This is a genomic window from Mesorhizobium sp. M0598 (assembly GCF_040320865.1).
GTDB lineage: Bacteria > Pseudomonadota > Alphaproteobacteria > Rhizobiales > Rhizobiaceae > Mesorhizobium.
In genome coordinates, this window is sequence record NZ_JAMYQL010000046.1 from 1 (window position 1) to 13,323 (window position 13,323).

The 13,323-nt window shown below is 62.7% G+C and carries 12 protein-coding genes; 6 read left to right on the forward strand and 6 right to left on the reverse strand.

Annotated elements, in window-relative coordinates:
• Positions 1-272 precede the first annotated feature (272 nt).
• The 4 genes from NKI59_RS31555 to NKI59_RS31570 form a co-directional block, all read right to left on the reverse strand.
• Positions 273-1,349, reverse strand: a complete 1,077-nt coding sequence (locus NKI59_RS31555; protein WP_352708492.1) for a siderophore-interacting protein — start codon at positions 1,347-1,349, stop codon at positions 273-275.
• Between the two features lie 194 nt (positions 1,350-1,543).
• Complete coding sequence (locus NKI59_RS31560; protein WP_352708493.1) at positions 1,544-1,858, reverse strand: nuclear transport factor 2 family protein; 315 nt, start codon at positions 1,856-1,858, stop codon at positions 1,544-1,546.
• 18 nt (positions 1,859-1,876) lie between these two features.
• Positions 1,877-2,653 (reverse strand): esterase family protein, encoded by a 777-nt coding sequence (locus NKI59_RS31565; protein ID WP_352620494.1) that lies wholly within the window; start codon positions 2,651-2,653, stop codon positions 1,877-1,879.
• A gap of 4 nt (positions 2,654-2,657) precedes the next feature.
• Positions 2,658-3,824, reverse strand: coding sequence for an ATP-grasp domain-containing protein (locus NKI59_RS31570; RefSeq protein WP_352708494.1), 1,167 nt, complete (start codon positions 3,822-3,824; stop codon positions 2,658-2,660).
• Positions 3,825-4,629: 805 nt separating this feature from the next.
• Between NKI59_RS31570 and leuA the strand changes: the two genes are divergently transcribed.
• The 4 genes from leuA to NKI59_RS31590 all read left to right on the forward strand — a co-directional run bounded on the left by leuA (position 4,630) and on the right by NKI59_RS31590 (position 10,096).
• Complete coding sequence (gene leuA / locus NKI59_RS31575) at positions 4,630-6,366, forward strand: 2-isopropylmalate synthase (RefSeq protein ID WP_352708495.1); 1,737 nt, start codon at positions 4,630-4,632, stop codon at positions 6,364-6,366.
• A gap of 142 nt (positions 6,367-6,508) precedes the next feature.
• Positions 6,509-8,296, forward strand: coding sequence for a tetratricopeptide repeat protein (locus tag NKI59_RS31580; protein ID WP_352708496.1), 1,788 nt, complete (start codon positions 6,509-6,511; stop codon positions 8,294-8,296).
• Between the two features lie 244 nt (positions 8,297-8,540).
• The gene (locus NKI59_RS31585) at positions 8,541-9,344 is read left to right on the forward strand and encodes an alpha/beta fold hydrolase (protein ID WP_352708497.1); all 804 of its coding nucleotides are present in this window, start codon (positions 8,541-8,543) and stop codon (positions 9,342-9,344) included.
• Positions 9,345-9,478: 134 nt separating this feature from the next.
• Complete coding sequence (locus NKI59_RS31590) at positions 9,479-10,096, forward strand: hypothetical protein (RefSeq protein ID WP_352452908.1); 618 nt, start codon at positions 9,479-9,481, stop codon at positions 10,094-10,096.
• A gap of 75 nt (positions 10,097-10,171) precedes the next feature.
• On the opposite strand, the gene NKI59_RS31595 is transcribed toward NKI59_RS31590, so the two are convergent.
• Positions 10,172-11,104 (reverse strand): metallophosphoesterase family protein, encoded by a 933-nt coding sequence (locus tag NKI59_RS31595; RefSeq protein WP_352708510.1) that lies wholly within the window; start codon positions 11,102-11,104, stop codon positions 10,172-10,174.
• A 53-nt stretch (positions 11,105-11,157) separates the two neighbouring features.
• On the opposite strand from NKI59_RS31595, the gene NKI59_RS31600 reads away from it, so the two are divergent.
• Complete coding sequence (locus NKI59_RS31600; RefSeq protein ID WP_352708498.1) at positions 11,158-11,658, forward strand: NUDIX domain-containing protein; 501 nt, start codon at positions 11,158-11,160, stop codon at positions 11,656-11,658.
• Positions 11,659-11,749: 91 nt separating this feature from the next.
• On the forward strand, positions 11,750-12,223 hold the full coding sequence (locus NKI59_RS31605; protein WP_352708499.1) for an ABZJ_00895 family protein: 474 nt from the start codon (positions 11,750-11,752) through the stop codon (positions 12,221-12,223).
• Positions 12,224-12,233: 10 nt separating this feature from the next.
• Here the strand turns inward: NKI59_RS31605 and NKI59_RS31610 are convergent, their stop codons facing one another.
• Positions 12,234-13,223 carry a glutathione S-transferase family protein gene (locus NKI59_RS31610; protein WP_352708500.1) on the reverse strand — a complete coding sequence of 330 codons (990 nt, stop codon included), beginning with the start codon at positions 13,221-13,223 and terminating at the stop codon, positions 12,234-12,236.
• Positions 13,224-13,323: the final 100 nt, after the last annotated feature.

The window sequence follows — 13,323 nt, forward strand, 5'->3', positions numbered from 1 at the left end:
GCTTCTGTCCTCGAATGGCATCCCGAACCCCCTCGCGCAAAAGCGCAAAACTGTTCGCGATGTCCTCGCACATCTGTTCGCGATGTCTCCGGTCCAAACACCCACAAGGGGGAGGGGGACGATGCTGCTGCTGTTTCGGCTAGAATCGTCGAAGTTTGCCGCTGAGTGGCGCTGCCGCAAAAGTTCCCCTCCCCCTTGTGGGGAGGGGTTAGGGGTGGGGGTCTTCTTCGCAAGAATCCATATGCGATCCTCTGCCCCCTGGGGGCGGTGCGCTATTCTTCGCTGCCGTCCGCCCCTTGCGTCCCGCGACGCCAATAGGCGGTGACCAGGTGCCGGTCGCGCGGCACACCCCATTCCTTGCGGACGATCCTGCGGATCTCGCGGAAATCGCCGAACTCGCATCCGCCCCAGACATAGAGATTGTCGATAAGGGCGGTGTGGTTCCGCTGCCGCAGCACCGCCGGCAACAGGCTGGCCGTGCCGGCTTCGCGCCCATGCCGATAGAGCCAGGTGACGGCAACGGCCTCGCCCGCGGCCAGCGGCATCCGATCGCCGGGACCATCGACCTCGATGAACGCTTCGGCGCGGGTTGACGGCGAAAGCTGCTCCAGGATCCTGCCGATCGCCGGAAGCGCGGTGTCGTCGCCGAGCAGCAGCAGGTTTTGCGCCTCGGGCACGCCGCCTCCGCCCGGTCCAATCATCCCGATGATCTCGCCGGCAACCGCCTTTTCGGCGAAAGCGGCCGCCGGCGTATCCATACCGGGGTGGAGGACGAAATCGACATCCAGCCAGCCGCTTGCGGCGTCCAGTGCCCGGATCGTGTAGACCCGCACGACGAGCGCGTCCTCACCCGACGGCCAGACCATCAGGCCGTCGGCGCCCATCGACGGCCACACCGGCAGCCTGCCGCGCGGCGGCAGCAGCAGCCGCACATGCAGGCCGCCACGGCCAAAGCGGCCGAGATCGTTGCCGGTGAAGCGGACGCGCTGCATATGCGGAGAAATCCGCGTCGAGGACAGCACCGTGATCTCGCGGAAGAACACCGGCGTGCCGGAATCGCTGCCATCGCCCTGCCAGGCGATGCCCCTGGTCGTGCCGAGATGTTGCGAAAAATGGCCGGCGACCGCCATCTTCATGTAGGACAGGCAGGTTTCATCCTCGGCCGCGACGCGGATCAGCACGTTGTCGTCACCGAGCGTCGCCTTCAACGAGCCGTAATGCGTGCGAAATTCCCAATGATCGGCAAGGCCGGTATCGATCTCGGATTCGCCGTGCTCGGCGCGCAGCCTGTCCATCACCGACCGGATGGCGGCACCGCTGATCCGGGTTTGCGCACGCAATTGCTCCATCGCTCAGCCTTTCGGTGCCATTTGAACCCGAGCTCGCCATACGGCGTCCTCGCCACGCCGGAATGCCACAGCCGGCCCGCTGTTTCCACTAAAAGATGATAAACATAGTCATGTTTTTGCATCAAGCCAATGAGTCCCGCGCGAGCAACGGTGGCCGTGTCGGCGAGGTGGCCTAAAGGGCCTTCAAATATCCTTCAGCTGATCACCAGGCTGGAGATGCGGTCGCCGTCCAGGGTGAACGCCATGTCGCCCTCGCCGTTGAAGCCGTTGCCAGTGACAGCGATGCGGACGTGATAGATCTCGCCCGCCGGTTCGATACGAATGATGCTAAGTTTGGACTGCACGCCGATATTGTCCGACTGGTTCCAGCGCGCAATCTGCTCGCGGCCCTTGAACGACCGGCCCCAGTCGCTCAGGAAGGCATCGGGCGTGAACGTTTCGAGGAAAGCTTTGGTGTCGTCGGCGTTGATAGCTTCGACAAAGCGGCGGATGGCATCGGGCGTGGTCATTTCCTTCCTCCAGGTGGCCTAATCCAGCCGGTGCATCAGATCGTCGTCCAGCCAGCGGGCGAAGAAATAGACCAGTTGCTTGTGCCACCACGGCCAGTCATGCGCGACATCGCCGCCCCAATAGTCGACCCAGGCCGGAATCGACTTGTCACGCAGGATCTGTTCCAGCGCCTGCGTATCGGCCAGCATCCGTTCCTCCCAGGCACCCTGCCCGCAGCAGAAGATCAGCCGCAGCGCCTTCAGCCTGACAAGCAGCCCCGGATCGACGATACCCGGTAGGTAGTCGAGCGGCGAGTTGAAGAAAATCTGTCCGTCGAGCGCGCTGCCGAAGAAATCGTGGGTCGAATAAACCCCCGACAGCGCGATGACGCCGCTGGCCAGTTCCGGAAAGCGGAAGACGAAATTCGACGAATGGTAGCCGCCCATCGAGCAGCCGCAAAATAGCGGCTTCAGCGTACGCCCGCCATTGGCCTCGGCTGCGACAGACAGGAGTTCCGGCAGCGCCTCCTCGCGCACATAGCGGAAATACGCTTCATGCCGGGCGATGCGATGGGCCGGCTCGGCATGGCGGTCGAAGAAGGATTCCGCATCGATGCCGTCCAGCGTGAACAACTGGATGCGACCGGTGTCGACGAACTCGGCGAGAGCCGAGACGGCGCCGGAATCCTCGAACTGGTAGAACCGCCCTTGCGAAGTCGGGAACACAACCACCGGTCGGCCGGCATGGCCGTAGCGCTTGTATTCCATGTCGCGGCCGAGGTTGCGGCCAAAACCCTTGTGGTAGGAAACGTCCATCGCCTCACGCCTTTTCCGCATGGATGTAGTCGACCGCCCGGCGCAGCGCCTTCGGGTCGGTGGAGCGCAGCTGATAGGCGTAGTTTCCCATGGCGCGGCTGAAAACCTCCTCGATGGCGTGATGATGGACGATCATGTCGCCATGGGCGGCCAGCACGTCGGCATGGCTGTGCACATAGTTGAGGTGCCGCTTGCGGCTGGCATAGGCGGTGAAATACTTGCCCCTGTAAGGGCCGCCGGCGGCGTCCTTGACCACCATGTCGGCCCATGCGGCATAGACATCAATATCGAAGGTGTAATTGATGGCATCGGTCATCCAGGCGCCAGGCGGCCGCATGTTGACCTCCAGCGCGATGACCCGGTCGTCCCTGGTTTCGAACAGCTCGATGTGGAAGAAGCGCTCGCGCACGTCGAACGCCTTGAGGATTTTCCTGCCGGCCTCCTCGACCGCCCGGCTGATCTCGGGAAAACAGACATAGCTCATATGTCGGTCGCGGTTGACCACCTCCATGACGCTCTGGTCGTAGCGGTGGCTGGCGGCCAGCACCACCTCGCCGTCGCGGTTGACCAGCCCGTCATAGGTCACCACCAGTCCTTCGATGAATTGCTCCATGACGAAGCTGACGCCTTCCGGCTTGTCCCTGAAGAACCTGTCGAGTTCGCCGGCGTTGGAGATTTTGAAAGTGTTCGAGGCGCCGGAGCCGGAATCCGGCTTCACCACCACGGGATAGCCGACGCGGCGGATGAAGGTCATGGCGCCGGCGCGGTCGGAGCATTTGCGTTGCGGGATGGTTTCGACGCCGCTCTTGCGGAAGAACGCCCGCATGCGGCTCTTGCGTTTCAAATTCTTGACGAAGTCGAGCTTGGTGCCGAAAATGTTGAAGTCGGTGCGGATATTGGCTTCCAGCTCCAGCCAATGCTCGTTGAGCGATTCGAACCGGTCGACGCGGCCCCATTTGTGGATGAAATGGCCGATCGCCCGGAACACCGGCTCGTACTCCTCCATGTCGTCGATGCGGTAATATTCCGAAAGGGCTGCCTTCAATTTGCCGTCCAGCGCATCGAACGGCGCGTCGCCAATGCCGAGCACGGTGGCGCCGGCCTTCTTCAGCCGGTCGCAGAAATCGGCGCCATTGGCTGGAAAATGCGGCGAGAAGAACACGAAGTTCATGGACGATCCCTCCCGGCGGTGAGCCATTGCACCCCCGCCGACAATCGACTCTGGCGCATTTGCCGGGCTCGGGGAAGAGCAACTGGATCAGGTGAGCGGCTGGGTCCGCGAAAGGTGACGCCAAAACCGTGAAATAAAAAACCCGCCTCGGCGGCGGGTCCTCGGCGCCAATCAGCACCATACCCAAATTAGTAGCATAGCTGCCGGCACAAAGCAAGAACAAAGTTGCTATAATCAGGAAAAATCGCTTGATGTCGGCGCTACGCCTTCATTGCAGCTTGGGTTCCTCGCCCCACGAAAATGGGGATAGGTGGCTCGGCGAAGCCGAGACGGAGAGGGGACTGCGCCCTACGAAGCCCCTCTCCGGCCGCGGAGCCTGTCCTCGGGCTTGCCGAAGGCAAGACCCGTGGGCGGCCACCTCTCCCGTTTCGCGACGGCGAGGAACCCAGGTCTTGAGGCTGGATCGGCAGCTTCACCCACCTCCAATGCTCCCACTTGCCTCGCTTTGCCCGCTCCTGTATGAAATCCGCCATGAGCCCGCGCGCCACCTCTTTTGCGTCCCGTCCGACCGGCATTGCCGGCCAGACCGTTCGCGCGCTTGCCTCCACCCTGCTGCTTCTCGGCCTTATCGGCGATCGCCGGGTTCGCTGAAGGAGCGCCCGGCGGTCGAATTGCCGCTCACGCGCACGCTCCTTGGCCAGTCACAAATTGGCACGTCACATCAAGCGAACGAAATTCTGGTAAAGGCGCCGCTCGCCACCAATCCGCCTGAAGCTGGATCCGCGAGCCGCCGGGAGAAAAGACGATGAACGCACGAGAAGATATCCGTCTGAATGTAGAGGAAACCGCCAAGCCCGCGAGGGGCATGCCGGATGCTGCCCGGAAGTACCAGCCCTATCCGACCGTCGGTCTTGCCGATCGCACCTGGCCTTCGAAAGTGATCGACAAGGCGCCGATCTGGTGCTCGGTCGACCTGCGCGACGGCAACCAGGCGCTGATCGATCCGATGGGCCAGGAACGCAAGGCGCGCATGTTCGCCCTGCTGCTCGACATGGGCTTCAAGGAGATCGAGATCGGCTTTCCGTCGGCCTCGCAGACCGACTTCGATTTCGCCCGCTGGTGCATCGAACAAGGCAACGTGCCCGCCGACGTCTCGCTGCAGGTGCTGGTGCAGTGCCGGCCGGAACTGATCACCCGCACTTTCGAGGCGCTGAAGGGCGCCACCAACCCGATCGTGCATTTCTACAACTCGACCAGCGAGCTGCAGCGCCGCGTCGTCTTCGAGAAGGACGTCGCCGGCATCAAGCGCATCGCCACCGATGCGGCCAAGATGATCACCGACATGGCGGCCAAGGCCGGCGGCGGCTACCGTTTCGAATATTCGCCGGAGAGCTTTACCGGCACCGAGCTCGAAGTGGCGCTGGAGATCTGCAACGCGGTCACCGAGATCGTCAAGCCGACGGCGGAAAACAAGCTGATCATCAACCTGCCCTCTACGGTCGAGATGTCGACGCCCAACATCTATGCCGACCGCATCGAATGGATGTGCCGCAATCTCGACAACCGCGAGAACCTGTTGATCTCGCTGCACCCGCACAATGACCGCGGCACCGGCATCGCCACCACCGAACTCGGCCTGATGGCGGGCGCCGACCGCGTCGAAGGCACGCTGTTCGGCAACGGCGAGCGCACCGGCAATGTCGACATCGTCACGCTGGCGCTCAACATGTACACGCAAGGCGTCGATCCCGGGCTCGACTGCTCCGACATCAACCGCATGAAGGACGTCTACGAATACTCCAACCAGCTGAAGATCCCCGAGCGCCATCCCTATGTCGGCGAGCTCGTCTACACCGCCTTTTCCGGCTCGCACCAGGACGCTATCAACAAGGGCATGAAGGCGCTACGCAAGGCCAACACGCCGCACTGGGAGGTGCCCTATCTGCCGATCGACCCGGCCGATGTCGGCCGCAGCTACGAAGCCATCATCCGCATCAACTCGCAGTCCGGTAAGGGCGGCATCGCCTATGTGCTGCATGCGGATTACGGCCTCAACCTGCCGCGCAACCTGCAGATCGAGTTCAGCCAGGCTATCCAGGCGATCACCGACTCCGAAGGCAAGGAGGTGCCGGTCAAGCGCATCTACGAGCGCTTTCTCGACACCTATGTCGACCAGCCCGGCGCGCGGCTGAAGTTCCTCGACCACCACACCTATCCCGACACCGAGGTCAAGGGCCGGCGCGTGATCGAAGCGGTGATCCTCGACAAAGGCAAGGAGGTGACCATATCAGGCACCGGCACCGGCCCGATCGACGGCTTCGTCGATGCGCTGTCGCGCCATGTCGGGGTGCCGATGTCGGTGCTCGATTATTCCGAGCATTCCATGCAGCGCGGCTCGAATGCCTCGGCCATTTCCTATGTCGAGATGGAACATCCGGGCGGCAAGCTGTTCGGCGCCGGCATCAACACCAACATCGTCGCCGCCTCGCTAGAAGCCGTGGTTTCGGCCGCCAACCGCATCGTCGGCCGAAAGCGCGGCTAGCCGAAACGGTCAGGCTTCCGCCATCGGCCCACCGGAATTTATCCGGTGGGTACGCTATCGCACCATAAGCAGATGCTTGTATGGCGGCGCCAGCGCGATATGATTGTACCTCAACCTGTGCCGAATTCGAAGGGATCGACACTTGCAGCATACCACGCCTGCCGCCCCCGCAGTGCGCGAAACGCTGGAGCGATTGCTTGCCAGCGAAACGTTCGGACGATCCGAGCGCGCGCGCAAGCTGCTCCGCTACCTGGTCGAGCGCGAGCAGGCAGGCGAAGCCGACAGGCTCAAGGGCTTCTCCATCGCGATGGACGTGTTCGGCAAGGACGGCGATTTCGATCCGTCGACCGATGCGGTGGTGCGGGTGCAGGCCGGCAGGCTGCGCGAGCTTCTGCAGCAGTATTTCGCCAATGAGGGCGTTGCCGAACCGGTCCGCATCGCCATTCCGCGCGGCGGCTATGTTCCGTCCTACGAACTCAACGCCATTCGCTTGCCGGCAGAGGCGGAGGCAGAGAACAAGCCGCAGCCGGCGACAGAGGAGGCGGCGACCGCCCCGCCCGGATCGCCGGAAGATGCCCGCAACCGGGCACATCCGGCTGCATTGCTGAGCGTTCCAGCCGTGGCCCCTGCTGCACCTTCGCTGCAGCGGCATTTGCAGTTCTTCTGGCTGGCGATCGCGCTGGTCATTCTCATGCTGGGTGTGCTGATCCTTCGCCAGGGCAGCGTGGTGTTGCTGACCGGCGGCGACACGGCGGTCGAGACCGCGGTGGCGACCGGCAGCATAGCAGCGCCTCCGGTTGAAAACCTCCCCCAGGTCTACATCGCCATCAAGGCCGACAGCGACCTGGCTCGCCGTGTCGCCGCATCGCTGCGCGCCGGCCTCAGCGGCTTCGATACCATCAATTTCATCGGCCGTGATGCCGACAGCCCGCCCGATCCAGTAACCGACGCCGCTAGCTTCGTATTCGATGTCCTGCCCGGGCCGCGTAGCGGCGACATCATGCTCGAGCTGCAAAGCGTGGCGACCGGCCGCGTGCTGCTCTCACGCAACCTGACCGCCGGCGACAGCGCCAACACCGCCATCGAGGACCAGATCTCCGGCATTTTGAGCTCGGCTCTTCCCGCCTCGGGCACGATCTACAACTACATCGAGCAGAGCGGCATCCAGACCGGGCTGACGGCGTGTCTGGTGCTCAACGGCAAATATTATCTCGACCAGAACGCCCAGACGCACGAAGCCGCCTACCGCTGCCTCGAAGATCTTGCCAACCGGGAGGCGAAGTCGTCGCTCGTCTATTCGGAACTCGCGTCCTTGCATATCGAAGCGGTCACCGACCACTATCCCTACCCCGCCGACGCGACGATCGACAAAGCGATGACGTTTGCCCATCGCGCCATCCAGATGGGCCCGACCAGCCCCTACGCGCACCGCGCCCTTGGTTATCTCAATTCGCGCATGGGCGATTCCGCGGAATCGATCCGCTGGATGCGCAAGGCCTATGAGCTCAATCCCTACGATCTCGCAATGGCCGCCGCCTATGGCTACGGGCTGGTTTTCGCCGGCAGGTACAGCGAGGGCACCCCGATCATCGCTCACGCGGTGGACATAGCCAGCGCCCATCCGACATGGTGGGATTACGGGTTGTTCGCCGGAGAGTTCATGATGGGCGACATGAACAAGGCCACGCTCGCCAGCGACGGCTTGCGAACGACGGAAATGAAATCGCATTATCTGGCGGCGCGGCTGATCGGCGCCAAGGCTGCCGGCCGCGAGAAGCTGGCGAGCAGGCTGCTGCAGGAACTGACCGCCAAATTCCCGAAATTCGCAGCCGATCCGCGCGCAACCTTCGTCGAACGAAGATATCCCGCCGATCTGACCAACCGGCTGGTGGAAGCCCTGCGCGCCGCCGGCCTTGGCGGCGCCAGCTGACGTCTCCCGGCGCGTGCACGACGTCAGGTGATCGCGAAGATTTTACTGGCCATCCGGACGGCCAAAGCGCAATTCAGACACAATTTGAACCGGCCAATCTGATCCCACATAGGTCTGATCCCGCATAGGTCTGATCCCGCATAAGACTGATCTCCGCATAAGTCTGACCTCCCGCAAAGACTGATCCGCATAAGACCGCCCCCCGGCATCCTGACTGACCCCGGCACCAAGCCATAAAGTTTGCATGACCCCATCCCTTTACGCTGCCGAACGGGGCACCGGCCCGACAACGATCGCCTTCCTGCATGGTTTCGGTGGCTGCCACGACGACTGGCGCGACGTGGCCGCGTCCCTGGCACTCGGCGCGCGGACGTTGGCCTATGATCTGCCGGGGCATGGGCTGTCGCTCGATTTTCCGGGCGGCGGTCCGGCCAGGATCGCAGCCAGTGCCGTCCTTGCCGATCTTTCCGCTCGCGGCATAAAGCGGGCTCATCTCGTCGGTCATTCGATGGGCGGCGCCGTGGCCGCCCTGATGGCATTGAACGAGCCGGAAAAGATGGCCTCGCTGACGCTGCTGTCGCCGGGCGGTTTTGGTCCTGAGATCAATGGTCCGCTGCTGCGTCGCTACGCCGCCGCTGCCGGCACGGATGAAATCCGCGCCTGTCTTGCCGCCATGTCGGGACCGCAAAGCCGGCCCTTGCAGCATAGGGTCGATCTCGTCAACGAGATGCGCCGGCGTCCCGGCCAGTCGCGGACACTTGTCGAGTTCGCAGCCGCCATGACCAGGGATGATCGGCAAGGCGTCATTCAGCGCGAACGGCTGGAAACGCTGAACATGCCGGTCATGGTGGTTTGGGGAACCGACGACGCGGTGCTGCCCGTCAGCCAAGCGGACGGCGTGCCGAAGCATTTTCATCTGCACCACGTGCTGGAAGCCGGCCATATGCTGGTCGAGGAAGCGCCCGGCCTGGTCGTCGAGGCCGTCCGTCGCAATATGCGACGCCGCAGCAGGCGGCTTCGTCGGGGATTCGCCGCTGCGGCGAGCTGATCGGTCTTCGCGCAGGCACGGCGGCGGCGCTGGTGCTGCTCCAGCGAACCCTTGCCCGCTCATCGATCTCGCAAGTGCAATTTGCCGGCGGCTGTGTTAATTCGGTGTTAACCAAACCCCGCGAGGCAACGCCGATGAAGGACGCAGGCGAGAACATCACCCAGATCGATCAGTCGCGAAAACTGTCCGATGCCATTCGCGACGTCAAGAACGCCTTCGCCGACCGCGACGACGTCGTCGTCGAGATGCGCGAAGCGCATCGCATGCGGCTCGATCTGCTTGCCGCCGAACTCGCGCCGGTCTTCGGCGACGTACCCACCGATATGGACAGTTTCGACTTCGCCGTCTCGTCCGGCCTGCAGCCACGGCTGTGGATCGACGCCGTCAGCCATGTCGCCATGGGACGCGACCGCCGCACCTACCGCTTTCTCAAGGACACGCGCATCGGCCGCGTCGTGCTCGCCGAGTCGACCGAGATGAAGGTCGTTGCCGACCAGGTGACGCGCTATGTCGCCGAGCGCGTCGTCGAACGCCAGAGGATGATGGAAGGCGGCATCGAGCAAGCCGTCGCCGGCCTGAAACGCGCCCTGGTGGCGGAGGCTGAGCCGCCGCTGCATGTCCCTGCACGCAGCAACGGCTGGTCGGCGTTCTTCTCGGGCCTCGGCCTGATCGCCGCCGGCGCCCTGGTCGGCCTGGCGATTTCGCTCGTGTTGTTCTGGGACCGCATCGTTGCAATGAAAATCAGCTTTTAAAGCATTTGCAGCCAAGTGATGTCACTTGGCGTCGCAGAGTGCGGCTGACGACCGGCGAGACGCTCCCATCTGAGTTCACCGCGCCCCGGCAAGCGTGGCCTCGGCCCCCACGCCAAGCTCCATTGTCTGCAGGTCGCTGGGCGGCAATGCCGGCCCGGTCAGGCCGCGGCGCGTCAGCCTGATCCGCCAATTGTCCTTTTCACCGTCGATGTCGAGCAGATTGTATTGCGCCGGCGCATGCGAACTGCCGGGCGCCTGCCCCGCGGCGGCGACCCCGACCACCGGAATTTTGATCTTGCGGGCGCCGATGAAGAAGAGCGACGGCACATGCGAATGGCCGTGCAGCACAAGCTCGGCGCCGTGCCGGTGAAGAACCTTGTGGAAGCGCGAGATGCCGAACAGCCGCTTGTTCTGCGAAACGGCGCCGCGCACCGGCGGGTGGTGGATCATGATCACCCGGAACAGGCCGCGCTTGCCCGTGGCGTCGAGCATGTCGCGCAGCCGTTCCGCCTGGCCCTCCAGAAAGAAGCCGTTGGCCATGAACGGAGCCGTGGCGCGCGCCGTCGAGACGCCGACCAACGCAACATTGCCGCGTACGCGCAAATAGGGAAAAGTGTTGCGGTCGACCGGCGTATTGACGCCGTCGCCGGTCATCCACGCCGCCCAGGACCGGCAGGTCTTGTCGAAGGCGCCCGGCACATAGGCGTCATGGTTTCCCGGCACGACCGACACGTCATTGGGCGAGCCCAGCGTCTCCAGCCAGTGCTTGGCCATCTCGAGCTCACCGTCGAGCGCCAGATTGACCAGGTCACCGGTGATGGTGAGATGGTCCGGCCCGCTGGCCTTCATGTCGGCGACGATCGTGTCGATGACGGCATCGTGCATGTAGCGGCGGCGGTTGCGCTGCCAATTGACGTAACCGACCACGCGCTTGGAGGCGAGATCGCGATAGGTTACATCGGGAAGCGGCCCCAGATGGACATCGGAAATATGCGCGAGCCTGAACATCTTTTCTTCATAGGCGAGGCGCGCGCCGCTTTCCACTCACGGTTTCGCGGACGATGACGACGCCGGATCCGGAGCAAGCCCTGCGTCAGACCGGCTGGCCGGGCTTCAGGGCAAGGCTGTTTCACCTGTATTTCGTACTGCGGCGGCCGATGACGCTCGGCGTGCGCGGCTTGATCCACGACCGCCGCTCCAATTCCGTCTTCCTCATCCGCCACACCTATGTCCCGGGCTGGCACCTGCCCGGCGGTGGCGTCGAGTTGGGCGAGACGATGATCGAGGCGCTGACGCGCGAACTGTTCGAGGAAGGCAACATCGCGCTGACCGGACCGCCGGTGCTGAAATCCCTGCATTTCAACCACCGCGCCAGCCGACGCGACCATGTCGGCCTCTATCTGGTCGAGGAGTTCGACCAGCCAGCACCCAAGCTGCCCGACCGCGAGATCGCCGAAGCCGGCTTCTTCCCGCTCGACCGCTTGCCCCAGGGAACGACGCCGGCGACGCTGCGGCGGATTGCCGAAGTTTTTAAGGGGAATTCGGCATCGCCTTACTGGTAGATCATCTCTTCAACAGCTTTGGCTGCGTCGGTATAGACCGGCAGCATCCATTGTTCTCAGAGAGATAAATGCTGAGCGATGAGGAGAAAAAATGCAACACAGCCAAAACGATAGATTTAGAATCGCGCTCTATGTATCACTTTATACGGGAATTTATGTGATAGCATTTTCTGTGGTGGCCTTACTTTCGACAATAGTTCTTGGGGCAGATCCATATATACTAGCAAAAGTTGGAAGATTTATCCAATTCGCAATACAATTAGGTGCGGCATTCGTGACATATTTCGTTTTTATAAAGCGACATGCTCAGCGTTTTACTCGCACTGAATTCTGGAAAATGGTCGGCTTCTCAACCCTGATAGAAATGATTTTGGGAATGGCTGTGCTTCTGCCGTCGGGATTGTTACGCGCAATCCCGCCCCAGATGTCGGTCCTGATCGTCATGATCAGCGGAATCGTTGCGTTCCTTGCAACGTCGCTCGGCTACTCCAATCGATTTGGAAATACCATATTGAAAGCTGAACTCGTTAGAAGGGCAAAGATGGACTCCGAAACCTTCCGTTAGGTCACCGGTCTCACGCCGCCTTCCTGAATCGCGCCCGGTCATGCAGCGCGCCATAGTCGAGCTCAGGCCCGACCGGCACGATGCGTGTCGGGTTGATCGTCTCGTGGCTGCCGTAATAATGCGACTTGATGTGGTGCAAATTCACCGTGCCGGCGACGCCCGGCACCTGGTAGAGATCGCGCAGGTAATTCGACAGGTTCGGATAGTCGGCGATGCGGCGCAGATTGCACTTGAAATGGCCGACATAGACCGGGTCGAAGCGGACCAGCGTCGTGAACAGCCGCCAGTCCGCCTCGGTGATGCGGCTGCCGACGAGATAGCGCTGCCTTGACAGACGGTTTTCCAGCATGTCGAGCGTCGAGAACAATTCGCCGAACGCCTCCTCGTAGGCCGCCTGCGTGGTGGCGAAGCCGGCACGGTAAACGCCGTTGTTGACCGCGGGATAGACCAGCGCATTGATCGCATCGATCTCGCCGCGCAACGGTTGCGGATAAAAATCGAGCTTGGCATCGCCCCATTCGTCGAAGGCCGAATTGAGCATCCGGATGATCTCTGAGGATTCGTTGGAGACGATGGTCTCATCCTTTTTGTCCCACAGCACCGGCACCGTGACCCGGCCCGAATAGCCGGGATCGGCCCTGGTGTAGATCTGGTGCAGGAAATCGAGGCCGTAGAGCGTGTCGCCGGTAGCGCCGTCCTCGGCCAGGAACGTCCAGCCGTCGGCGCCCATGAAATGATGGACGACCGAGACGGAAATCACGTCCTCGAGTTTTTTGAGCACGCGAAAGATCAGCGTCCGATGCGCCCACGGGCAGGCGAGCGAGACATAGAGGTGATAGCGGCCGGGCTCGGCCTTGAAGCCGCGTTTTCGCCCTTCGGCCGGCGCGCCGTCGCGGGTCACCCAGTCGCGCCACTGCGACTGCGCGCGCACGAATTTGCCGCCGCTCTCCCCGCTATCGTACCAGTGGTCCTGCCATTGGCCTTCGACTAGCAATCCCATGCAATATCCTTTCGCGTTCCTGCTCGATGTAGGGCAGCAAGCGGCCCCGCGGAAATCCCCGACGCTGAACAGATCGTCAACGGCTGCGTCGTCGAGTGCG